This window comes from Olsenella kribbiana (genome assembly GCF_036408795.1).
Lineage (GTDB): Bacteria > Actinomycetota > Coriobacteriia > Coriobacteriales > Atopobiaceae > Olsenella_L > Olsenella_L kribbiana.
The window spans coordinates 48,962-71,032 of record NZ_JAZGJP010000004.1 but is presented as its reverse complement, the minus strand read 5'-3'; the positions used below and the strand labels follow the sequence as shown (position 1 = coordinate 71,032).

The 22,071-nt window shown below is 60.9% G+C and carries 21 protein-coding genes; 12 read left to right on the top strand and 9 right to left on the bottom strand.

Annotated features, from left to right (window positions below; genetic code table 11):
- The first annotated feature begins 244 nt into the window (after positions 1–244).
- The 4 genes from VXJ24_RS11480 to VXJ24_RS04010 are packed head-to-tail and all read left to right on the top strand — an operon-like array spanning position 245 to position 3,795.
- Positions 245–574, top strand: a complete 330-nt coding sequence (locus VXJ24_RS11480) for a plasmid mobilization protein (RefSeq protein WP_430623809.1) — start codon at positions 245–247, stop codon at positions 572–574.
- Positions 575–594: 20 nt separating this feature from the next.
- The gene (locus VXJ24_RS04020) at positions 595–1,002 is read left to right on the top strand and encodes a hypothetical protein (RefSeq protein ID WP_330971634.1); all 408 of its coding nucleotides are present in this window, start codon (positions 595–597) and stop codon (positions 1,000–1,002) included.
- Entirely contained in the window at positions 995–2,845 is a 1,851-nt protein-coding gene (locus VXJ24_RS04015; RefSeq protein WP_330971633.1) for a type IV secretory system conjugative DNA transfer family protein, read from the top strand. The genes VXJ24_RS04020 and VXJ24_RS04015 overlap by 8 nt, the downstream gene beginning before the upstream one ends.
- Before the next feature lie 11 nt (positions 2,846–2,856).
- On the top strand, positions 2,857–3,795 hold the full coding sequence (locus VXJ24_RS04010; protein ID WP_330971632.1) for a relaxase/mobilization nuclease domain-containing protein: 939 nt from the start codon (positions 2,857–2,859) through the stop codon (positions 3,793–3,795).
- Between the two features lie 96 nt (positions 3,796–3,891).
- Here the strand turns inward: VXJ24_RS04010 and VXJ24_RS04005 are convergent, their stop codons facing one another.
- From VXJ24_RS04005 to VXJ24_RS03970, 8 genes are all read right to left on the bottom strand, one after another.
- Entirely contained in the window at positions 3,892–4,380 is a 489-nt protein-coding gene (locus VXJ24_RS04005; RefSeq protein WP_330971631.1) for a hypothetical protein, read from the bottom strand.
- Between the two features lie 130 nt (positions 4,381–4,510).
- A complete protein-coding gene (locus VXJ24_RS04000) occupies positions 4,511–4,999 on the bottom strand; it encodes a hypothetical protein (RefSeq protein ID WP_330971630.1) in 489 nt (162 codons plus the stop codon).
- Positions 5,000–5,059: 60 nt separating this feature from the next.
- Entirely contained in the window at positions 5,060–5,722 is a 663-nt protein-coding gene (locus tag VXJ24_RS03995; RefSeq protein ID WP_330971629.1) for a hypothetical protein, read from the bottom strand.
- The gene (locus VXJ24_RS03990; RefSeq protein WP_330971628.1) at positions 5,700–5,915 is read right to left on the bottom strand and encodes a helix-turn-helix domain-containing protein; all 216 of its coding nucleotides are present in this window, start codon (positions 5,913–5,915) and stop codon (positions 5,700–5,702) included. Before VXJ24_RS03990 ends, VXJ24_RS03995 begins: the two co-directional genes overlap by 23 nt.
- Before the next feature lie 149 nt (positions 5,916–6,064).
- A complete protein-coding gene (locus tag VXJ24_RS03985; RefSeq protein ID WP_330971627.1) occupies positions 6,065–6,955 on the bottom strand; it encodes a DnaB-like helicase C-terminal domain-containing protein in 891 nt (296 codons plus the stop codon).
- Entirely contained in the window at positions 6,943–7,188 is a 246-nt protein-coding gene (locus VXJ24_RS03980) for a hypothetical protein (RefSeq protein ID WP_330971626.1), read from the bottom strand. The genes VXJ24_RS03985 and VXJ24_RS03980 overlap by 13 nt, the downstream gene beginning before the upstream one ends.
- A gap of 190 nt (positions 7,189–7,378) precedes the next feature.
- Positions 7,379–8,059 (bottom strand): hypothetical protein, encoded by a 681-nt coding sequence (locus tag VXJ24_RS03975; protein ID WP_330971625.1) that lies wholly within the window; start codon positions 8,057–8,059, stop codon positions 7,379–7,381.
- A 94-nt stretch (positions 8,060–8,153) separates the two neighbouring features.
- Positions 8,154–9,431 carry a tyrosine-type recombinase/integrase gene (locus VXJ24_RS03970; RefSeq protein WP_330971624.1) on the bottom strand — a complete coding sequence of 426 codons (1,278 nt, stop codon included), beginning with the start codon at positions 9,429–9,431 and terminating at the stop codon, positions 8,154–8,156.
- 673 nt (positions 9,432–10,104) lie between these two features.
- On the opposite strand from VXJ24_RS03970, the gene VXJ24_RS03965 reads away from it, so the two are divergent.
- From VXJ24_RS03965 to eda, 4 genes are read left to right on the top strand one after another with little or no spacing between them, the layout of a single operon-like run.
- Entirely contained in the window at positions 10,105–10,563 is a 459-nt protein-coding gene (locus VXJ24_RS03965) for an IS1/IS1595 family N-terminal zinc-binding domain-containing protein (protein WP_330971623.1), read from the top strand.
- On the top strand, positions 10,564–11,076 hold the full coding sequence (locus VXJ24_RS03960; protein ID WP_330971725.1) for a transposase: 513 nt from the start codon (positions 10,564–10,566) through the stop codon (positions 11,074–11,076).
- Between the two features lie 39 nt (positions 11,077–11,115).
- A complete protein-coding gene (locus tag VXJ24_RS03955; RefSeq protein WP_330971622.1) occupies positions 11,116–12,189 on the top strand; it encodes a sugar kinase in 1,074 nt (357 codons plus the stop codon).
- A gap of 49 nt (positions 12,190–12,238) precedes the next feature.
- Positions 12,239–12,880, top strand: a complete 642-nt coding sequence (eda, locus tag VXJ24_RS03950; protein WP_330971621.1) for a bifunctional 4-hydroxy-2-oxoglutarate aldolase/2-dehydro-3-deoxy-phosphogluconate aldolase — start codon at positions 12,239–12,241, stop codon at positions 12,878–12,880.
- Between the two features lie 394 nt (positions 12,881–13,274).
- Here eda and VXJ24_RS03945 read toward each other — a convergent pair whose 3' ends face one another.
- A complete protein-coding gene (locus VXJ24_RS03945) occupies positions 13,275–14,126 on the bottom strand; it encodes a sugar phosphate isomerase/epimerase family protein (RefSeq protein ID WP_330971620.1) in 852 nt (283 codons plus the stop codon).
- A gap of 536 nt (positions 14,127–14,662) precedes the next feature.
- Here VXJ24_RS03945 and VXJ24_RS03940 point away from each other — a divergent pair.
- The 4 genes from VXJ24_RS03940 to VXJ24_RS03925 all read left to right on the top strand — a co-directional run bounded on the left by VXJ24_RS03940 (position 14,663) and on the right by VXJ24_RS03925 (position 22,067).
- Positions 14,663–16,135 (top strand): MFS transporter, encoded by a 1,473-nt coding sequence (locus VXJ24_RS03940; RefSeq protein WP_330971619.1) that lies wholly within the window; start codon positions 14,663–14,665, stop codon positions 16,133–16,135.
- A gap of 178 nt (positions 16,136–16,313) precedes the next feature.
- Positions 16,314–18,605, top strand: coding sequence for a glycoside hydrolase family 2 protein (locus tag VXJ24_RS03935; protein ID WP_330971618.1), 2,292 nt, complete (start codon positions 16,314–16,316; stop codon positions 18,603–18,605).
- Positions 18,606–18,657: 52 nt separating this feature from the next.
- Positions 18,658–20,940, top strand: coding sequence for a family 78 glycoside hydrolase catalytic domain (locus tag VXJ24_RS03930; protein ID WP_330971617.1), 2,283 nt, complete (start codon positions 18,658–18,660; stop codon positions 20,938–20,940).
- Positions 20,941–21,017: 77 nt separating this feature from the next.
- Entirely contained in the window at positions 21,018–22,067 is a 1,050-nt protein-coding gene (locus tag VXJ24_RS03925; RefSeq protein WP_330971616.1) for an alpha/beta hydrolase, read from the top strand.
- Positions 22,068–22,071 lie beyond the last annotated feature (4 nt).

The window sequence follows — 22,071 nt, the reverse complement described above, 5'->3', positions numbered from 1 at the left end:
GAGATGTCCCCCTGGGCTCTGCTTGTGCCTTTCAGCCTGCTCTCGTCGGTGCATGCTCTGTCTGCCTTCATTGGAGGCCAAGCATTCTCGTTCGGCATCCTGCAGCCTGTCTGCATCTCGGATGTCAGTGTGGGACTGATGAATTCCGTCTCATGCGTCTCATCTCCTCCATCTCGTTCTGCTGTACGGCATATCCAATGAGAATCAGGTACAGAAGGCGTCGGGCCTTGCAGAGGAGGCCTTTATGCAGAAGCGAAGCTCTCGACTCGAAGTGCGGCTTACTGACGAAGAGATGGCTGCGCTGGACGAGAGGGTCCATGCCTCCGGAAGGTCTCGCTCAGACTATGTGAGGCATCGGCTTGAGAAAGCTGAGGGTTCTGCCGTGCCAGCTGTCACGGCAGAAGGCCTCAGGGAGGCGCTCGTCGAGCTCAAGCGCTGCGGCAATAACGCCAATCAGATTGCGCGCAAGCTCAATGCTGGCCTCGGCTCGCCTGAAGCGGATGCCTGTCTCAGGGAGCTGGCTGCTGCAACGGCAAAGGTGGCCGAGGCAGTGAGGATTTCGAGGGATGCATAGCATCCAGAAAGGAAAACGTCATGGAGAAGGAAGAGGTCCGCAAGGAAGCCGCTAAGCTGATCGATCAGCTCAGGGCGGGCGGCAGGCGATCTGCAAGTACACGCGTGTATCTCTATTTGCAGGCAAGGAAGCTCTCGCTTTCGGTTCCCGATGCTGCATGCGGGGCGAAAGCCGTGGCAGAAGGGATTTCGAAGCTGGCTAAGAAGCGCCTCGATGCCATGGCAGCCCGTACTGGCATCTCCCGTGACGAGCTTGAGGATGCGTGCAAGCTCACCGTAGTCGGCCTTCTGGCGGATGAGGTGCAGAAGGGGCATCCTGTTCGGTTGGTGAACGTTTGCCAGGCAGTCTGCGACGATGCAGACATCTATTCCAAGAGCATGGATGCGGAGCGCCTTCTTGCCGATTGCTTGGAGGATGCGCTTGCCTGAGCGCCAGGGACATATAGGCGCCAGGATCTTCGCTGCCGCGGCTCTCGCTGCGGCAGCCTGCCCTCTGGCTGCTGGCGCTCTTGGACATGGATATATCCCCAAGAATGCAGTCGAGGCTCTTTCGGGTGCATCCTCCTGGTGGCTCTCGGGGATGTTCATGCAGGAGCCCATTGGCTGCATTCTCGGCATCCCGCTCTCTGCAGCAGCCGTGCATGCCGTCTCGCACGGAAATGCGGAAGCTGCCTCGGCCGGCCTGGGGGATGCACGCATCAAGCAGGGGAGCGAAGCAGTCCGTGCATCGGATACGTGGAATGGGAGATCTGTTCCCAAGGGCACGGGGCTCGTATATGGGTTCTCGCGAGGAAAGTATCTCTTCGAGGCGAGATCGCCCCACAGCATCACGGTTGCGACGAGCGGCGCTGGCAAGACGCGCCGCCTTGTTGCCGAGACGGTAGACCTATGCGCCGCAGCAGGCGAGACGCTTGTCATAAGCGATCCCAAGGGCGAGCTCTTCGAGCTCATGGGAGAGGGGCTCCGGCAGCAGGGATATCAGACGCTCCTGCTCGACCTCATGCATCCTGCGTTCTCCGATACCTATGATCCTTTGAAGCTCTGCGTTACCCGTGCGTCTGCAGGGGATCTTTCTGGCATGCAGCAGGCTGCAGAGGATATCGCAGCGTCAATCGTTCCAGACGATCGTCCGGGCTCAGCAAGCCATTGGGTCAAGTCCGCGCGAGGCATCCTCGCTGCTGCCATTGCCTATGTGGCATCTGCTCCTGAGTGCCCCGATGCCATGCGCACCATGCCTTCCGTCTGCCGCATCGTGGACGAGGGCTCTGAGAGAGGCGCCCAAGGCCTCAAGGCGCTCATTGCGTCGCTTCCGGATGGCAGCCCGGTCCGTGCCCTCGGGTCGCAGATACTCTCCGCAGAAGGCAACGAGCTTGCATCCATCATGTCGACGCTCAAGGTGGCCCTCCGCCCGTATGGATCCGATGCCGTGCGGCGCGTCATGTCTGGCAGCGGCATCGATCCTGCGGAGATCGTTGAGGGAAGGAGCAAATGTGCTCTCTTCCTCCGGATCCAGGATGAAGGCAGCCCCTACAACGGCGTCTTCGCCATGCTCTTTGCCCAGATCTGGCAGGCGGCTTTCCTGGCCGCAGACGGCAATGGCGGAAGGCTTCCCCGTTCTGTGACGATCGTGGGCGACGAGTGGGGCAACCTTCCCCGCGTGGCCTGCCTTCCTGCACTCTGCTCCCTGGGACGCAGCCTCGGCATAAGATGGCATGGCTTCGTCCAGGATACGGGGCAGCTCGACAAGTACGGACGCGATGGCAAGCAGAAGATACTCGCGAACTGTGCCGTCAAGGTGGCCCTCAGGCTCGGAAGCCAGGAGGACTGCGCCTTGTTCACGGCGCTCTGCGGAAAGACGACGAGGCATCCCAGGTCGAAGGGCAGCTCCAGATCTGCCTCCGGGCAATCCACCACGGCAGGCGCGGGCGAGATCGCAGACGATCTCATCCATACCTGGGAGTGGCAGACGCGCCTCGCATCGAGGGATGGATCCATCGTCGTGAAGATGGCAGAGGAGGGCGCGCCTGCGAGCCATGCGGGCGTCATCTGCGCCCCGACGGCAGACATCACACAGACGCCATCATGCGCCCGTTATGGCTTCGGCACGAGGGATGAGGAGGCTGCATTCAGGATGCATGCACAGAAAGAGCTCTCTGCCCGCCTGCCAGCGCCTGCGCCCTCCGGATGGGCCCCGGACTGGAAGGATCTTCCGGCAATGAAGGCCGAAGCAGAGGAAACTGCCGACGAGGACGAATGGGCGGCCTACGACTGAGGGGAGGGGCCATGACCGCGATCAAGCAGGTGACGATCAGGGGCACCAGACACATGCGCTCCCTTGGCAGGTACTTCTCGTTCGACAGGGAGAAGGCCCTCGGACACGGCACGATGAATGTCTCTGACGAGGAGGGCTGGGCGGAAGAGATGTCGGCCACGCGGGCAGCATATGGACATGACAGGGCATCGCGTGGCACAGAGCCCGTGCTTGGATACCACCAGATCCTCGGCTTCCTTCCCGACGAGTGCGATATCAACGGCGGGAAGCTCACGCCTGAAGGCTGCCTTGCATACGCACGCGAATACCTTGAGCGCCGCTATCCGGCGCATGAGGCGGTCTACGTGCTCCACAAGGAAGGCTGCAGGCGTGACGGCACGGAGCGCTACGCAGTCCATATGTTCGTAAATGTCACCGACCTCAGGTCCGGCCGAAGATTTGACGAAGGCAACTGGCGCCAGGCGAGGGATGCACGAGTGGCGGCGGTCCGCGAGCTCGACCGAGAGCATGGACTCCGCCAGCTTGAGCGTGGCAGGAACAGCCGGACGCATGCACGCCAGCCCTCCCGTGCCGAGAGGCGCCATGGCAACCGGAGCTCCCTGGAGCATCTGAGAAGGAGGATCGCGAAGCGGGCGCATGAGGTCTCGTGCATGCCGGGGTCCTTCAACAGGATGCGCCGGCTTGCGGAGCTCCTGGAGAAGGACGGGATCGTCATGACGTGGAGCGCAAGGCGCGACGATCTGCAGTTCAGGTATCGGGATGATTCTGTGCCAGGCGGAATTCGCAGGGTAAATGCCAGGACGCTGGGAGACGTCGGCATTCCGGGAGGAAGGAGGCTTTCGCTCTCCCGAGGCGGCATCGAGGATGCGGTCGGCATGACAAGGGCTCTCGGGCATGCAGGGAGGCTCCTGGACAGGGTTCTCGACGACGGAACAGGTGCGAGGAGATAGGGTGCATCATACGACGCATGCAAAGCGGCGGGCCACGGATTTCATATTCCGTGGCCCGCCGCGATTGTCGGTACCGCCTTCAGCGAAGAATTGCAGCTAGATGATGCTTGTGTCGATGAAGAGTACATCATCGATTGATGCGGTTCCATCGACGATGGCGTCGCAGTATTCCAGTGCCTTGTCATAGCAGAAGAACATCCAGTTCCTGCGTCTGTCATTCACCTCATCGGCAATGCCCTCGTCAAGGATTCCGATTTTGGAGCCGTCTATTTCGCCTCCGATTTCGATTAGTACTGCATATGTACTGGGTCCACCTTTCTTCACGCTACTGCTGCCGCCAAGAAATACGATGATTTCGAACTCTCCGAGTTCTTCTGTTCTACCTTCTGCGAACCCGCAGTCGATGTTGTCCCTCACATTTCGAAAATTGAGCCACCTATCCATGATCTTTGGTTTCGGGAATCGGAATGCGAAGCCCCTGCATCGTTCGTCACTGTAGATGCATGCATCGCAGCATCCGCGCAGTATGCGATCTTGCCATATGGTCATCTTTGGTCCTGCGTCAATCAGGTAAGTGAGTCTCACGAATTACCGCCTTCTTTCTGCCTCACAAATTTTGACTGCCTGTGCCGTACCGGTCTTGCTTATGAAGAACCATCTCCATATTTCGTATGGCATGGAAGGCCTCGCGCTTGGCCATGCTTCCATGCATCTCTTATCTGTTGCTGTTGCCCGCTTCAGCAAAGGACTGGAAGCCTGATTTCAAGACTTCCGTCATTGCTGCTATGGATACATATGCTGCTAGTGTCATTTCCGTTGGAACTCGCTCAGGCATATCGAGAAGAGTGCTTTCGAGTCCTTTTCCGTCTTCCAGGAGCTGTGGCCTCTCCATCCCAGGAGCAATTGCCCATGAGCAGTGATGTCCGTTTTCGATGCCGAAGGCACAGGTGATGACTGAGACATTTCCGGCGTCGCTCATCATGCTGGAGATGTAATAGGTTCCCGTTGCTCCTTCCGGAATATCTTTCATGTTAAAGCCGGTAGCCTTCATGGTGACGATTCCATACCCAGCCCAGACAGGCAGATTGTCATTCTTGAGCATGATGCTTGTGATATTTGTCTCATCGCCGTTGTCGAGCATGTATGCTGTTCCAGTCTGTAGTGTGCTGAAAAGCAGTTCCTCGTACTCGTCTTCGCTGATCATGGGATTCCTCATTTCCGTCGGGATCATCGTCCCGTTTTTGGGACGATGATCTTTGTTTGCCTACAGCGAGATGCCTCTGTAGATTGCCTGGAAGATGCGCTCGACATCGCGGCGTGTGGCACCGCGTTCCACGAGGCACCGCCGCCATGCTGTGCTCAAAGCATCTTCAGCGATGACGGTCGTTAGCATCTGCTGCAGGCGCTCTTCCAGAAGGTCTGCTACAAAGCCCGCGGCACTCGCGGGCATTTCAGGCCCGATGCAGGAGATGCCAAGCATCTGCTGCCTGCTCAGGTGCCTCACGATGCTTGCCTTGTTGCCTGGCCCATACTTGGGAGCTTCATTGCAGTCCTTTAGCAGCTCCTCAGGACGGCAGAGCACAGCCTTGCAGCTATGCGTACGCCTGAGGACTCGTAGACAGAGAGCATCGGCCTCTTCATGGTTGCTACACCGAAGAACGAGCCAGTGCCGCCTCCCCGCTGTCTTGAGCCACGCTTCTGCTGAATCCGGCAGGGGAGACTTGTCGTCCTCGGCCAGCTTCTCGATGAAGGGTGTTGCCCCCTCTACTCTGCAGGTCTGTGCCGGGCTCCAGAGGCTTGCAATCTCTTCCGGTGTCATGCAATTGTTCTTGTATATCTCGCTGAGCGGCTTCGGCTTCCAAGGTCCCGATGCCTCCAATGAGCTTTCCAGGTTCGGGATGGCTTCAGCGAGCAGCCTTCTTTCCATTGCTTTTCCGCCCCCTCTTCTCGATTAGCTTGATTACTTCCGTGTACGGGATTCGTATCGACGAGCCGAGCTTGATTGCATCGACGGTCTTTGCAAGGCGGTATGCCTCGGCTCTGGAAACACCAAGAAGCTCTGCGACCTCGCTGACTCGATAAAGCGGCTTGAACCAATGTCTGAGCTCTCTTGAATCCATGCCTTTCTCCTCTGTACTGGATAGCTGGACTGAAATGCCCTGTCCATCTCCTGACAGGCGCTGGATATGGTGGATCGGGCATTGTGCAGGAAAATTTTTACGTGATGCGCCGAGTGTGCGGCATGGCGGAGGCCATGCCGCACGATGGGCTATTCGGCGAGATGAAAGGCAGCGTGTGCCCCATCGAAATCCAGGCTGACGGATCCGAGCTCTCCGTAGCGGTTCTTGAGGGCGGAGATGCTCACGGCACACATGCCTGCGGGGGCTATCCTTTCGCTGTCGGCGGTGAGACAGAGGGCGCCGTCGAAGCTGTATTCAACCGCTGAGGTCCCGGCATATATGTCTAGAGACGTGCCAGCCTTCTTCGAGCTCCTGCCTTCGTATGCTCCGCGTGTTATTGAGCTGATCGCGAAGATGGTCGTCTCGTATGCATTGCAGGTGGAGCGGAGATGCTTCACGCATCCTGCGATGGCAAGCCGCTCGTCCATGTATGGCGTGTCGCTGCATGCAGCGAGAATCTGCAGGTAGTCGATGAAGATGATTGGCGCTTCGCCATGGCAGCTGCGGATGTCGCTGACCAGCCGGTCGACCTCTGCGATATCCTCGACTGTCGCGAAATAGATATTCGGAGCGATGGCCTTCCGGTACTGTTCCTTCGCGTTCAGGAGATCCGCATGAAGGTCGCTGCCAACCGGCAGTGCATCGGATATGTTCGCCAGGGTCAGGACGCCGTCGCTCAGGCGCACAAGGCTCTTGGCCACCAGCCTCGGCCGAGGCAGTTCCTGCGTGATGAAGAGGACTGGGTGTCCCTGGGCGGCGACGTTGTCTGCAATCTCGACTGCCAGCGTCGTCTTCCCCATGCCGGGCTGAGCGCCTATCGTGTACATGAGCCCGCAATGCGCGACGTTGACCAGCTGGTCCAGCGGCTCGAAGCCGGTCGTTATGCGTGGGCTTGGAAGCCTCATGCCCTCGATGTCGCTGTCGAGGAGCAGGTCTTCTGATATGGGGTCTTCATGACGTCTTGTGCCTAGCGGCTGCATGAATCGCTCACCTCCAGCAAGCGGAGGTAGTCGAAGAAGCTCGATTTGAGGACATAGAGATGGCGGTGGAGGGTGAAGCAGTGCCCGGATTCCCTCATCAGCCTTCTCGCAACGGGCTTGCACAATCCGGTGAGCTCCTGTATGTCGCTGACGTCGAGGAGAGCTTCGGCGTCCATGCTCTCGTTCGGACGAGAGCTGTACTCGATGCCAAGAGAGCAGGCATCGAGATCCACGGGGATATGTTCCGCGTGGATAAAATCACAATGTGTCATATAATTCTTCTTACGACTGGTCTGCTCCTCCTCTACAATCTGGCAGGATGGAAGGGGGGAGCGGGCTGGTTTGCATTGCTAAATTTGTGGTGGGCATCTCCTTTCACAGTTTTTTTTTCACAATGTCTTTGCTGCTTCATGATGCTGCGCATCACTCTCTGTAGTAGTTCAGGTAACATCGGTCGATTTGCATGAGCAGGGAAATCCGCATAGACGCATCTTCTTCTGTGGACTTGCTGGACGCATGGCTCATCTGTGCCATGTCCACAAGGGCGGCATAGGTAGGTCCGCAATCGCTCAGCAGCTTCCAATGTTCCGAGATGAAAGCTATGAATTTGCTGGCGTCGCATTTGGCGGCGTTGCCTTCGCCGGGATTTAGATATTTTCCAAGAAGAGCAGCCTCTTCCATCGCCTCTGCTGCTTCAGCATCTTCTGCCGCCGGACGCTTGAACGCTCTTGCAATGGACCCCCATTGCTCGCGCAGGTGGAATGCAAGGATATCCTTAAGATCTATCTGCAATTCAAACCTGATCGAATACTGCAGGAAGCTATATACGATCTTGTCAGCATTGATCCCATCTCTCCTGTCTGACCACAGGTCGGTGAAAAATGCAGCATAGGCCTTCAGGCATGTTGGCCGTTCGTCGAGATAGGTCGACCTAACGACCTGCTGGCCTTTCCGAGACCTGGCTACATTGCTGACCATGCAGCTAAGCACTGAATAAGAGATGGATTGTCCGCTCATATCGGAAAGGTCTCCGCCAAGCCCCTTGAAAGTTGTCATCGAGTTTTCGTCCAGAACAAGCGCAGTCTTTTTCCAGGACGTTCGCATTCTAATCACCTCCTTAAAACTATTGTACTCGTATTTGTCGATAGATAGTAGACAAATTCGCTCTATTTCAATGCAAGAGATTGCTGGCGGACTGTCATGAGGAGATGATGCTGTCTAGCATTTTCGCGGCCTTTTTGTCGTTTGTCTCGATGGCATGGCTGTAAATGCCCAGAGTTATGTTGGGCGATGCGTGGCCAAGACGTGCCTGAACGGTCTTGACGTCCATTCCCTCACCAATCAGGAGCGTTGCCTGTGTATGGCGCAGCGCATGGGGTACTAATCCGAGATAGTGATCGCCCCTGATATGAAGCTTGCCGTTCCGGACAAAGCGCTTCTTCACGTTCTGGTATGTCCCGAACCCATTGTCAACACAGAAATCCCGGAACCATCGATCGAAGTTGTGGCCATCCATATGCGTAGCTTCGACGTGCTTTTTCGAATCGGCCGTCCGGATGTTCAGCGAATGAACAATGGGAGTATCTTCTGTTTGTTTTAGGCCGAACTCCTGCAGCAGCTGCTGCTGCGCCCTCTTCCATATATCGAGAACAACCATGAGTCTTGTGCTTATCGCAATGGTGCGCTGGCTCGTCTTCGATTTCGGTGGCCTGAGCATGTGGTCATTTGAGTACTGACGAGCAATGCTGAGAGTGCGCTTTTCACGATCATAATCAATCCACTTGAGGCCCAGCATCTCACCTTTGCGCAGTCCGCATTCGAGCAATATTACGGTCCCAATGGCTCTTGCGTCTTCATGCTCTTGCAGAAGGCAGTCAAGCAAACGTGATGCTTCTTCAGCAGTCAGGGGCTTACGTTCCTGATAGACAGGCCTTGGCAGCCTGATTGAAGAACAAGGATTGCGGTCTATGAGTTCGTTGTCGACAGCATCCTGCAGTATTTGACGCAACTTGATATGCATGCCATGCAGCTCTGATTCGGACATTCCATTTTCTAGCGCTTTGGCATAGACACGTCGAACGTCGTCTGGATGCAGGTCCGAAAGGCGGATTTCTCCGAAAAGCGAAGAGATGTGACGTATGTAATCCCCCTCACGCTGGAATGCAAGAGGCGATTTGAATGCATCTTTTCGGAGCTCATGGAAGCTTTCTGCATAGTCGGCTACTGTGAACTCCTTGTTCTTGTCCTCGTCAGCTTCGCCTTCGAGCACCTTGCGATATTCGCGAAGCTGATTAATGCACTCCTTGTGCCAGTTCTTTGGGTTGCCGCTTTTGCAGTGGATTGTCTTCTTGGGGCTCCTGCGATATTTTCCTGTGGCAGGATCCTTCCCAAGAGAGAAATAGAGACGGAACGTGCCTGGCTTTCCTTTGACAGGCTCGGCGTACCCCTGAGCACTGTCCTTGATTTGCAGCTTCATGAGTTCGTTCCAGTCGGTGGAGGTTTTCCATTAGGCTCTGTGGCAAAAGCTTTGTAGGCTTTTGCCACAGAGCCTAATGGAAAAATTTCAACCCTGCAAGCATGCTAGGGTTGAAATAGGGGTGAAAGATTTTTCTAGGCTTTACCTGAGGAATCGTGAAAAACGGCTATTTAACTGCGAATATATTATTCTCAATTTTCTCTCATTTACCCTGATAATCCTGATGTCCACGCTCTCGTAAAGCGGGGGTCATCAGTTCGAGTCTGATAGCTGGCTCCATATAAAACAGCAGGTCATGGGCATTGTTTGCCCATGACCTTTTTTCGTGCGATACCTCGGGACCGGCGTTTAGTCTACGAATGGTCTACGAACTCTTCAATCGCCCGTCATGGGAGACCACCGAACCGCCGCCGATGGTGTCGAGTATGCCCCCCCAGCGCCGCCATTTCCTCGGCGTCCTCAGGCTCCCAGAACGCCACATCTCCACGCTTCGTCCGCGCTTCGTTTCCGTTTTCTAACAGTCAAGAACCCGGGTGACGAACATATGTGCCTGTGCCCGGCATGCATGGTATGATGGCGCTGCCAAACAGAGAATGCGACCTGGAGCCTGCCTGGCTCTTTGTTTGGCGACAATCCCACCGGGCAGGCTCCAGGCTGCAGATGGGATGCCGCCATGCCGAAGGGGAATGCCTTCGCAGAGATGGTCGCCGGCCTGGATTCCGGCGACTTCGCACTGCTGTCGTCTGCCGTGCACGAGAGGGAATGCTGGGAAGCCGTCGGATTCGGGACCTTCGCCGATGCCGCCAGCCTCTACCGTTCGCAGCCAGCCTGCCCGTCCTGCGGGGCGAAGGGGGCGTGGCGGGACGGGCACGAGGAGAGCGGGCTGCAGAGGTTCCGGTGCCGCAGCTGCGGCAGGAGATACAACTCCCTCACGGGCACGGTCCTCGAGCACAGCAAGGCGGATATGGCCGCATGGATCCAGTTCGTGCGGCTCATGCGCTTCAGCGTGCCGCTCGACGCTTCGGCCGAGATCTGCGGGGTCTCCCACCAGGTGGCATGGGAATGGCGTCACAGGGTGTTCGCGACCGTGGATGGCTACCAGGACCGGATCGTCCTGAAGGACAGGGTGTGAATCGACGAGACATATATCGTGGACACGGATCTCTCCCACGGATTCGGGCAGGCCAGGAAGCGCGGGCTCTCCAGGCAGCAGGTATGCATCGCAGTGGCAATCGACATCCACAAGAATCCCGTCGCCGTCGTATGCGGCCACGGCAAGCCTTCCTCCAGGAGGATCAGGGAGAGCCTCGAGCCGCATATCGCGGATGGCTCGACCATCGTAGGGGACAGGGAGCGTGCCCACAATGCCCTCGTCAAGGCGATCAAGGGCACCCATGAAGCCTACAAGGCGGACGTGAACGATCCGGTGTATCTCGAGCGGGTCGCGATGGTGAACAACCTCTGCTCCTGGATCAAGCGCTATCTCTGGCGGTTCACCGGTATGGAGATGAAGTATCTGCAGTCATACCTGAACTGGTACGTCTATCTATTCCGCGTCAAGCAGGCCAGCGAGAGGTGGCTCGAGACTGCAAGGGTGGTCCGCCATCTCATGCTTGCCGATGCACGTTTCCGCAGCTCGACGTGAAGCAACCATCACCCGGCTTCTTGACTGTCAGAAACTGTTTTGATCTTTGGGGAAATCATGATGCGCCTCTCTCCGCCCAACCAGCGGCGCATCGAGCAAGCACAGTCGTTTGACGTTGCATACGGCGGTGCAGAGGCCAATGTTGCCCTCTCACTGTCATATCAGAATGACCGTGCCGCGTATGTCTCAGTGGTGCCCGAGAACCGCTTGGGGGAGTGCGCCCTGCGCCATCTGCGCGCCTATGGTGTGGACACGTCGCGCGTGGTGCGCGCGGGCGATCGCCTGGGGTCTTACGTCTTTGAGGTGGGGGCGTCGGTGCGCGGCAACGGCTGCGTGTACGACCGCAAGTACTCCGCCATCAACCTCGCGTCGGCGGACGCCTTCGATTGGGACAGCATCCTTGAGGGCGTCGGGCTCTTCTACTTCTCGGGTGTGACACCGGCCATCTCCGACGAGATGGCACGTGCTTGCAAGGAGGCATTGGTCGCCTGCCGCGAGCGCGGCATCGTTACGGTGTGCGATGTCAACTATCGTGGAAAGATGTGGTCGCCCGAGCGCTCGCAAAAGGTGATGCGCGAGCTTCTGCCAATGGTCGATATCGTGATTGCCAACGACGAGGACGCGCCTGCCGGCCTTGGTATGACCTGCGTTTCCGGCTCGCTCGAGGCCGGTATCGCCGAGCGCGACGGCTACGTGGAGATGGCTCGTCAGATCTGCGCCGAGTTCGGGTGCAAGCAGGTTCTCTCGGTGATTCGCGACATTCGCTCGGTTGAGGATTCCCGTTGGATGGGGATGCTCTTCTGTTCGGCGACCGATGACCTGCTGCCGCACGGCGCCCCGGGTGAGCCCGCCGGGACGGATGCGGCCGGCTCGTGGTGGTTCAGCTCCGTCTACGACATGCACGTGCTCGAGGGCGTGGCTGCGGGCGATGCATTCTCGGGCGCCTACCTGCACGCGCTGCTCCACAGCTACGCCCCCCAGCGTGCCGTCGACTACGCCATCGCCGGCTCGGTGCTCAAGCTCACCATCCATGGCGATTCCAACCTCGTGACCGAGGCAGAGATTGCCTCTGTCGCAGTTTCTGCCGGCGGCGGCACGTGCGTCGCCCGGTAGCGAGCCTGCGTCGGCCCCTTAATCCGTATCAACTCCGAAAGGAAGCCCCATGTTCGAAGCGTTTTACGATGAGCTTGCTGAGCTCAAGATCGTGTCTGTGGTTGTGCTCGAGCGCGAGGAGGACGCTGAGCCCCTCGCGGACGCCCTCATCGCCGGCGGTATGCCCTCCGCAGAGGTGACGTTCCGCACCCCGTGCGCCGCCGCCTGCATCCGCGCCATGCGCGCTGCCCACCCCGAAATGTGCATCGGTGCTGGTACGGTGCTCACGCCGGAACAGGTAGACGACGCGGTCGACGCCGGTGCGGAGTTCATTGTGTCGCCCAGGTTCTCCGAGGCTGTGGTGCGCCACGCGATCGAGCGCGGCGTGCCCGTGCTGCCCGGCACGGTGACCCCCAGCGAGGTCGCGGCGGCGCGCGCCCTCGGTCTCACGGTCACCAAGTTCTTCCCGGCGGCACAATACGGTGGCCTTTCGACCATCAAGGCCCTCTGCGCGCCGTTCGTAGGACATCGCTTCATGCCCACCGGCGGCGTGTCGCCGGCGAACGTGGCCGAGTACCTGGCCTCGCCTGAGATTATCGCCTGCGGCGGCACCTGGATGGTCAAGCCGGCGCTCTTTGCAGGCGGTGACTTCTCACCGGTGACGGCTGCGTGTCGCGAAGCCATGGAGCTTGCTTCCAGTGTGCGCGCGTAGGGCACTGGCGCAGCAGGGGGACGCTGCGCGGGGCGTTGCGCCATCGGGTGCGACGCCCCGCGTCTTTTGTGCGGCTCGTCCGTCGGCGCGGCCGCACCGTCCCAGCTTCAATTGGCCACTTGCGGCGGTGTGGCCGACCGGCTCGGCGCCGATCGACCCTCGGAAATGTTCCCGTGCGCGAATCTGCCACTTATGGGCGTTTTGAAAGATACAGAAGCGGCAGATCCGCACACGCAGGCGTATCGGGGTTCCGAGGCAGTTACCTCTCGGGTATGAACAGGGGAGGTCCGCGCATGCGAAGGAGCTGGTACGGAAAGCTTCATGCCTGAGCCGTGTGATAGGGGTCCGGAAGGGTGTGTTCGAGAGGGTTCTGGGGCTCGCCGACCGATACCGTTTAACGCACGTGATCGCGCAGCCAAGCGGCGCTGACCTCCAGGCTTTTCACCGGGGACTTGTCGATCCAGTTCTTGTGCGTCTCGAGCACGATGCCTTCGACGTTCGAGGCTTGCGCCAATGCCCAGAGTTCTTCGAGCGGCATGTTGCCGCATCCGAGCTCCATGCTGTCCGAGGCGAGGATCGGCGTCATAGAGGGTCCCTTGACACGCGCTCCGCGGTCGTTTATGTGCCAGAGACGCAGCCGGCTGCCCACGCGGCGCATGAGGCCGAGCACGTCCACGCCGGCCTCGGCGGGCCAGTACGTGTCGAGCTCGAAGTTTACCTTAGCGGGATCCGTCTGCTCGAGCAGCAGTTCGTAGGCGGTGACGCCGGGTGCGACCTTGCGGAACTCGGAGTTGTGGTTGTGGTAGAGCAGTTTGATGCCCTCGGCTGCCAAACGCTCGCCGCAGGCGTCGAGGTCGCAGGCGAGCGTCTCCACGGCATCCCGGTCGGAATAGTCGAACCGGTACATCCCCGTGATCACCACGGTGGAGGTGTCGAGCTCCCGGGCGAGCGCAATCGTGCCCTCCGGGCGCTCCATGAGGCAGCCGAGGTTGGTGTGCAGGCTCGTCACCTCGAGCCCGGCCTCGCGCACGAGGCGCTTCCAATCGAGCTTGCCGGCGCTGCCCACGGGCATGCCCGCCGCGCGGGTGAGCATGCGCACGATAAGCGGGCTCGAGGTAATCATGAAGTCATTGAGTTCGATGCCGTCGTAGCCCGCCGCTTTGATGGCGCCGAGCGCTGTGGCTGCCTTGGCCTCCGTTTTGCAGACGCCGCCGATCATGATTTGCTGCACCGCCGTCTTAGTCATAAAAGCCTCCTTTGGGTGCTTGCGCCCTTCTCAGCATCATGGTTGCATCCCGTTACGTTCAAATGATATATCAGATAACTTGACAAATGTAATGATAAGGTTGTTCTGTCATTGGATTATCGTGTCGCGTGGCGCCTGTGAGTACAGTGAAGATGGCCTCAGCGGTTGATCGCGAGGCTGCGCCCCCTGTTGAGGCATCGATGGGGACTGCTCGTTCGGACGCGAGATGCTCCGTCGTTCTCAGAGTTTGTCATGATGGAGCATGGCGGTGGTCAGGGTTTATTTGCTGGAATCGTGAATGGGGCATGAGTGAAACGGATGCTTCGTTGCTTCCATGGCAAGCGGTGGCGGCGCGCAAACGGACGCCGCGTAGCTCTCAACCTGACGTTCAGCGGCCAGAGTCTACCGTTTGCGGAGTTGACACGGCCTCAGCGTTACGTCTGTAAAGAGTACAAGTAGTATACCAGTTACTGATAAACATTACGAATGTAATGAAATATCAAGCAGACGGAATGGTAAGTCGCTAGGGGGTTCCTATGGCACACAAGAAGGTAACGGCGAGCGAGGTCGACGGTGTGCAGTACCGTCGCGCCAAGTGGTGGCAGATCGCGCTCACCATGATGTCGAACGGCATGAGCATGACGTTCTACTCGCTGATCACGCTCGTCAGCTATGTCGCAAACGTGAATTACGGTATCGCGATGGGCCTCGCGGGCGTGCTGCTCACCGCCTCGCGCGTATTCGATGGCCTAATCGACCCGGCCATCGCGCTCATGATCGATCGCTACACGGGCAAGCACGGCAAGATCCGGCTCTTTACCGCTGTCGGCTGGGTCATCCGCTCCATCGCGGCGCTCCTGCTCTTCGTGTGGGCGAATGGCGGCGGCGTGGTGCTCTTCGTGGTGCTCTACCTCATCTACATCGTGGGTAACTCGGTGTGCGACATCGCGGGCAACATGGCTCCCCCCATCATCTCCACCGACCCGCGCCAGCGCCCCATCGTGGGCGTGTGGGGCACGCTCTATAGCTACCTCGTGCCCATGGTCCTCATGATCGTCTCCAACGTGGTGCTTCTGCCCATGTTCGGCGGCGAGTACAACAGCGCGATGCTCTCCACGTGCGCCCTCGTGTACATTCCCATCTCACTCGTGTTCATGCTGCTCTCGTTTATCGGCTTGAAGGACGTGGATAAGACCGAGAACTTCGAGAACCTCACCGCCTCGGACGAGAAGGTGGGCGTGCGCGACATGTTGCACCTGCTGAAGGACAACCGTCCGTTCCAGATGTACATCCTGCATTGCGTGTCGGCCAAGCTCTCGCAGCAGACCATGAGCCAGGCCATCGTCACCACGCTCGTGTTCGGCATCCTCATCGGCAACATCGGCCTCTCGACCATCGTCTCCGCGGTGACCTCGCTGCCGTCCATCATCTTCGCGGTGCTCGCGGGCAAGCTCAGCGGCACCTACGGCAGCCGTAAGATCGCCATCGTATCGATGCTCGTGGGTTCGGTGCTGTCCGTGCTGGCCATCGGCTACTGCTACTCCATCGACATGCTTTCCATCTCGCAGTCAACGGTGCCCATGGTGATCTTCTTCAGCCTGCTGTTTCTCATCAACGGGGCCAAGATGTGCATCACCACCGCCGATAACGCCATGCGCGCCGACGTGGTGGACTATGAGCTCTCGCGCTCCGGCAAGTACCTGCCCGGTGTGGTGACGGCCACCTACAACTTCATCGACCAGTTCATCACCTCGCTCGGCTCCACCATCGCCGCCGTGGGCGTGAGTGTCATCGGGTACGTGAACACCGCGCCGCAGCCCACCGACGCGCCCACGCCGGAGATCAAGGCTGTGGGGCTCTTCCTCTACTTCGGCATCCCGCTGCTGGGCTGGATCATCGGCCTCATCTCCATGAAGTTCTACACGCTCACCCGCGAGAAGATGATCGAGGTCCAGAAGGATATCAACGAGAAGAAGGCCGAGCTCGAGGCTGAGGAAGCAGCCGCATAGCTCGAACGGAGCGCATCCGAAGGGGTGCGTTCCGTAGGCGCCCGGGGCCCTCGGCGGGGCTCCGGACGCCGCCTGGTGCAACGAACGGGTGGGGGCCAGATCGCCTGGTGCCCCAGAGACCCCGCGCGGGGCGCGGCGCGCCCGTGCAGATGGGGTGGATGAGATAAGGAGGGAAGCGATGCGAAGCACGACATCGCTCAACGAGGGCTGGATTTTTCTGAAGGGCTCGCCGGAGGTCGAGGATGCGACGTCCGCAGCCGAGGCGGCGCGGACGGGCGCAGGTGAGCTCGTGCGGCTGCCGCACACCTGGAACGCCGAGGACGGTGCCGACGGCGGCAACGACTACTATCGCGGAACCTGCTGGTACGTGCGCGAGCTCGCCGTGCCGGAGCTGGCCGAGGGCGAGGAGGCGTGGCTCGAGTTCGAGGGCGCCGCGCTCACTGCGACGGTTTACGCCGACGGCACCGAGCTCGCGCGTCACGAGGATGGGTTCTCGACCTTCCGCGTCAACCTCGCACCTGCACTCGCCGCGGCTGAGGGCGCCTCGCTCACCCTCGCGGTCGCGGTGGACAACGGGTCAAGCGACCATGTGTACCCGCAGTACGCCGACTTCACCTTCTACGGCGGCATCTACCGCCCCGTACGGCTCATCACTGTGTCCGCCGAGCACGTGGCGCTCGGGCACTGCGGGGCGCCTGGGGTGCGCGTGACGCCGCAAGTGACGCTCGGCCCCGCGGGGGGCGCCGAGGGCGCCAGCGCCGAGGTGACGGTCGAGGCATGGTTCGAGGGTGCGCCGGCCGAGGCGACCATCGCGATCGCGGGTGCATCGGGCGGCCAGGAGCTCACGTGGCGGGTAACCGTTCCCGTGGAGGCGGGGCATGCCGAGGCCGTCTTCCAGATCATAGATGCGCGCCTGTGGGATGGTGTGGACGACCCGTACCTCTACACCGCGACCGTCTCGCTCGCCTCGGGCGATGCCGTGACGCAGCGCTTCGGCTGCCGCAGCTACCAGATCGATCCGCAGCGCGGCTTCATCCTCAACGGCCGGAGCTACCCGCTGCGCGGCGTGTCGCGCCACCAAGACCGCGCGGGCGTGGGCAACGCCCTCACGCCCGAGATGATGGCCGAGGACATGGCGATGATCCGCGAGATGGGGGCCAACACCATCCGCCTCGCGCACTATCAGCACGCTCAGGTGTTCTATGATCTCTGCGACGAGGCGGGAATCTGCGTTTGGGCCGAGATTCCCTTCATCACCATGCGCCTGCCTCAAGGCGACGCTAACGCGCTCACGCAGATGCGCGAGCTTGTGACGCAGAACTTCAACCACCCCTCGATCGTAGTCTGGGGGCTCTCCAACGAGATCACGGCCGCCTCGGCGGTGGGGGAGGACCTCTACCAGATTCACCGCGAGCTCAACACGCTTTGCCACGAGCTCGACCCCACGCGTCCCACCACGATGGCCAACGTCTTCATGTTGGGCATCGACTCTCCCATCCTGGAGATCCCGGATGTGAACAGCTACAACCTCTACTTCGGATGGTACGTGGGCGAGATGGGCGACACGGACGAGTTCTTCGACACCTATCACGCCGCCTATCCTGAACGAGCCATCGGCTTCTCCGAGTACGGCGCCGACGCCAACCCGGCGCTGCACGCTGCCGCGCCCGCCGGAGGCGACTACTCCGAGGAGTATCAGTGCGTTTTCCACGAGCACATGCTCGCGATGATCGAGGCGCGCCCGTGGCTGTGGGCGACGCACGTGTGGAACATGTTCGACTTCGGAGCCGACGGGCGCGAGGAGGGCGGCAAGATGGGCGAGAACCAGAAGGGTCTCGTCACCTTCGACCGCTCGACCAAGAAGGACGCCTTCTATCTCTACAAAGCCCATTGGAGCCGTGAGCCGTTCGTGCACGTGTGCGGCCGGCGCTTCCGCGATCGCACCGGCGAGGCAGCCGAGGTGAAGGTCTACAGCAACCAGCCGGGCGTGGCGCTCTATGTGGACGGCGAGCTTCTGGCCGAGCAGGCTGGTACGCACGCGTTCATCTTTTCGGTGCCGCTCGGTGCGGTGGGCTCCGAGCACGCAATCGAGGCGCGCGCCGGCGAGCTTTCCGACCGAATCAGCCTGCGCCACGTTACCGAGCCCAACCCGGACTACGCGTTGGGTGAGGCCGGCCCGGTGGACAACTGGTTCGACGAGGACCCCATCGATCCCACCTGTTACTCGGTGAAGGATACGCTGAACGAGATTCATCAGAGCCCCGAGGCAGGCGCGGTGCTCGACCGCATGATGGCCGAGGGCGCCAAGGCGCGCGGCGACGTTGCCGAGGCTGTGAAGGACAATCCCGACCTGCAGCGAATGCTCGGTCGGATGACGCTGGAGAGCATGATGAAGCGCGGAGGCACCACTCCAGAGGAGATTCAGGCAATGAACAAGGTGCTGCAGCGGTTCAAGAAGGTCGGCGCGTAGGGGCGCGCCGGTGCCGCCCGTACGGACGCGACGAGGAGAAACGAGGGACGACATGACGGAGCAAGAGACGGCTGCAGCCCTGCGCGGCGCCTTCATCACCACCGAGAGGTGCTATCGGGAGGGTACCGTCGAGGTGTTCGAGCAGCTGCTCAACACGGGTGGTGCCGCGCCGCGCCGCGCGACGCTCGCCATCACGGCGCTTGGCCTCTATGCAGCGGAAATCAATGGTGCGCGCGTAGGCGACGCGCTACTCACGCCGGGATTTACCTACTATCCATACGACCTGCACTACCAAGTGTACGACGTGACGGAGGCGCTTGCCGCGCAGGGTGCACCCGATACCGGGTGCGCAGAGGTGCCGGTGCTGCGCGTCTACCTGGCGCAGGGGTGGTACTGCGGGCGCTTCACCTGTGAGAACAAGACTCAGATTTGGGGGGAGCGCCCGGCGGTCTCGTGGGTGCTGGAGCTCGAACTTGCCGACGGCACCACGCGGCGGGCCACATCTGCGGACGCGGGCGTTCGGGGCGTGCTGAGCCCGTACGATTACGCGGGTCTTTACGACGGCGAAATCTACTGGGCAGCAGACGCCGCTGACGGGCGTCCCGCCGTACCCGAGCCTCTGCCGCCCGTGCCTTTTGAGGGCCTCGTGTCCGAGACGCTGGAGCCCGCGCCCATCAAGACGGTGCTCCACGAGGTCAGGGAGCCTGTGGCGGTGACTGAGCGTTCGGACGGCACCACAATCATCGACTTCGGCCAGAACATGGCGGGTGTCGTGGAGATCGATCCCTCCCTCATCGAGGGTACGCACCTGCGCCTGCGCCACGGTGAGATTCTGAACGCGGACGGCAGCCTCTACACGGCGAATCTGCGCACGGCAAAGGCCGCGGTGGAGTACCACAAAGGCTCCGAGCATGGAATCTGGCGGCCGCGCTTCACCTACATGGGCTTCCGCTACGTGGAACTCACAGGCTGTCCGTGGCGGTCGGGCTTGCTGCGGGCGCGCCCCGTGCACACCGCCATGCAACGCACCGGGTTCTTCACTTGCGGCGACGAGCGTGTGAACCGTGTCTTCGAGAACCAGCTCTGGACCTGCCGCAGCAACTACGTCGAGGTGCCCACCGACTGCCCCCAGCGCGACGAGCGCCAGGGCTACACCGGCGACGGCCATGCCTTCGCGCAGACGGCGGCGTACAATTATGACACGTGCGCCTTCATGGAAAAGTTCTTAAAGGATATCCGCATGAGCCAGCGCGACAACACCGAGGGTTACGTTGCGGCTAGCGTGCCGGCTACGGGGCCGGCGGGCGTCGGGTTCATCGGGATGCAGGAGTGGGCGAGCGCTGACACCATCCTGCCCGCTCTCCTGTTCGAGCACTACGGCGACCGCCGCGCGCTCGTCGAGCAGTACGAGAGCATGTGCGCCATGGTGGACTGCAAGCTGCGCCAGGCGGGCGAAAAGGGGCTGTGGTTCGGCGCCAACCTGGGCGACTGGCTTGCTCCCGGACATGATATCGCCTGGGCAGCTCAGCACAACGCGCCCGTCTCCGGCGCCTTCATGGTGAACGACCTCCGCATCGTGGCGCGCGTCGCCGCCTACTTGGGGTACGGGGATGATGCGGCGCGTTATCGCGAGGCCATGGCGCGCGCCCAAGCGGCGTACCGCGCCGCCTTCTTGGAGGAAGACGGGCGCCTCAAGGACTTTTACCAGGGCGCCGCGGTGATGGCGCTCGCCCTCGTGCTCGATCGCGCGGACGACGCCGGGGCTTGGAGCGCCGTCTTCGCCCAGCTCGTGGAGAGCCTGCGCGCCAGGGGCATCCAGACCGGCTTCTACGCCACCGAGCACCTGCTGCCCGTGCTCGTGGAGGGAGGCGAGGAGCGGCTCGCCTTCGACCTGCTGCTTACCGAGGACTGCCCGGGTTGGATCTTCGAGGTCAACCAGGGTGCGACCACCATCTGGGAGCGCTGGGATGCTATCCGCCCCGACGGTACCGTGAACGAGGAGCGCACGAGCGACCAGTCGAGCGAGAACATGGTCTCGTTCAACCACTACGCCTTCGGCAGCGTGGGGGCGTTCCTCTACCGTTACGTGCTGGGAATCCGCCCGCTCGAGCCCGGCTTTGCCCGCGTGCTTGTGGAACCGCACGTCGACGTGCGGTTGGGGCATGCCGAGGGTTCTTACCGCTCGCGTGCCGGCGAGATTCGCGTGGCGTGGGCGCTCAAGGGTGACGAACTTGCGGTGGAGGCGACGCTGCCTGTTCCTGGCATCATTCGTTTACCGGACGGCGCAGAGCACATGGTTGAGAAGGGCGTCCACCGCTTTGCGCTCAACAGATGATTCATCCGGGGCGGGTTGTCGCGTTATCAAGGACCTACCGCCGCGGTCATCGTCGGAGGGACGTTAAGGAGGCTTGCATGGAACGAGAGGTCATCACGCTCAACGGGGAGCGTGATGTGACGTTGACGACCTACACGCAGCGCGCGGGCGGAGAGTTCCGCCGCGCTCCCCGACGACCCGCTGTGCTGATCCTGCCGGGCGGCGGGTACGCCATGTGCTCCGAGCGCGAAGCGGATCCGGTTGCATTCGCGTACCTCGCGGCAGGGTTCCAGGCGTTCGTCTTGCGCTATTCCGTAGGGAAGCACGCGGCGTGGCCGAATCCGCTCGACGATTACGAGCAGGCGATGGCCCTCATCCGCTCCCGTGCTGACGATTGGGGTATCTACCGGGACAAAGTTGCGGTGGTGGGCTTCTCAGCGGGAGGCCATCTTGCCGGCGTCGCCGCCACGAGCGCGCGCGAGCGCCCGAACGCCGCAGTGCTCGGCTATGCCGCGCTCGGCGGCTGCGGGACCCCAGCAAACACCGGAGCCCCAGCGGTCGCGTCCGCGGTCGATGACCTCACGCCACCGTGCTTCGTCTTTGCGAGCGCATCCGACGTGCTCGTTCCGGTGACAAACTCGATTGAGTTCATCGGCGCCCTCGCGCAGGCGGGCATCTCCTTTGAGTCGCATATCTATGCGTTTGCCCCGCACGGTTTCTCGACCGGTGTCGATGCACTCGAAGACCCCGACGGGCTGTGTTCTCGCGCGCTGCACTGGGTCGCAGATAGCGTGGCATGGCTCGGCGACGTGTTGGGACTGCCGGGTGAGGAGGGGATGGGTGAGCCCCGCTGTAACCGATGGCTTACGGTCGACGATGCCCCGACCCTTTCGCTCGACTGTACGGTGGGCCACGTGCTTGGCTGTCCCGAGGCGCGCGAGCTCCTCGAGGGCGAGCCGATGTTTGCTTCGTTGCTCGCCTTGGTTGGTGACGCTCCGAGCGGTGCAGCTGAGGCGCGTGCGGGTACAGGGCTCGCATCGCGCGTATCGCTCCGTACCATTCTGCGTTACGCACGCATTCCGGTCGATGAGATCGAGCGGCTGGAGCAGGCGCTTTCTGCCATCAAAAACCGCACCGCTGCCGAATAGGAGG

Excerpts from the sequence above, each read along its gene's own strand:
- VXJ24_RS11480 (WP_430623809.1), top strand. The coding sequence starts at position 245 with ATGCAGAAGCGAAGCTCTCGACTCGAAGTGCGGCTTACTGACGAAGAG.
- VXJ24_RS04020 (WP_330971634.1), top strand. The coding sequence starts at position 595 with ATGGAGAAGGAAGAGGTCCGCAAGGAAGCCGCTAAGCTGATCGATCAG.
- VXJ24_RS04010 (WP_330971632.1), top strand. The coding sequence starts at position 2,857 with ATGACCGCGATCAAGCAGGTGACGATCAGGGGCACCAGACACATGCGC.
- VXJ24_RS04000 (WP_330971630.1), bottom strand. The coding sequence starts at position 4,999 with ATGATCAGCGAAGACGAGTACGAGGAACTGCTTTTCAGCACACTACAG.
- VXJ24_RS03995 (WP_330971629.1), bottom strand. The coding sequence starts at position 5,722 with ATGGAAAGAAGGCTGCTCGCTGAAGCCATCCCGAACCTGGAAAGCTCA.
- VXJ24_RS03990 (WP_330971628.1), bottom strand. The coding sequence starts at position 5,915 with ATGGATTCAAGAGAGCTCAGACATTGGTTCAAGCCGCTTTATCGAGTC.
- VXJ24_RS03985 (WP_330971627.1), bottom strand. The coding sequence starts at position 6,955 with ATGCAGCCGCTAGGCACAAGACGTCATGAAGACCCCATATCAGAAGAC.
- VXJ24_RS03975 (WP_330971625.1), bottom strand. The coding sequence starts at position 8,059 with ATGCGAACGTCCTGGAAAAAGACTGCGCTTGTTCTGGACGAAAACTCG.
- VXJ24_RS03970 (WP_330971624.1), bottom strand. The coding sequence starts at position 9,431 with ATGAAGCTGCAAATCAAGGACAGTGCTCAGGGGTACGCCGAGCCTGTC.
- VXJ24_RS03965 (WP_330971623.1), top strand. The coding sequence starts at position 10,105 with ATGCCGAAGGGGAATGCCTTCGCAGAGATGGTCGCCGGCCTGGATTCC.
- eda (WP_330971621.1), top strand. The coding sequence starts at position 12,239 with ATGTTCGAAGCGTTTTACGATGAGCTTGCTGAGCTCAAGATCGTGTCT.
- VXJ24_RS03945 (WP_330971620.1), bottom strand. The coding sequence starts at position 14,126 with ATGACTAAGACGGCGGTGCAGCAAATCATGATCGGCGGCGTCTGCAAA.
- VXJ24_RS03940 (WP_330971619.1), top strand. The coding sequence starts at position 14,663 with ATGGCACACAAGAAGGTAACGGCGAGCGAGGTCGACGGTGTGCAGTAC.
- VXJ24_RS03935 (WP_330971618.1), top strand. The coding sequence starts at position 16,314 with ATGCGAAGCACGACATCGCTCAACGAGGGCTGGATTTTTCTGAAGGGC.
- VXJ24_RS03930 (WP_330971617.1), top strand. The coding sequence starts at position 18,658 with ATGACGGAGCAAGAGACGGCTGCAGCCCTGCGCGGCGCCTTCATCACC.
- VXJ24_RS03925 (WP_330971616.1), top strand. The coding sequence starts at position 21,018 with ATGGAACGAGAGGTCATCACGCTCAACGGGGAGCGTGATGTGACGTTG.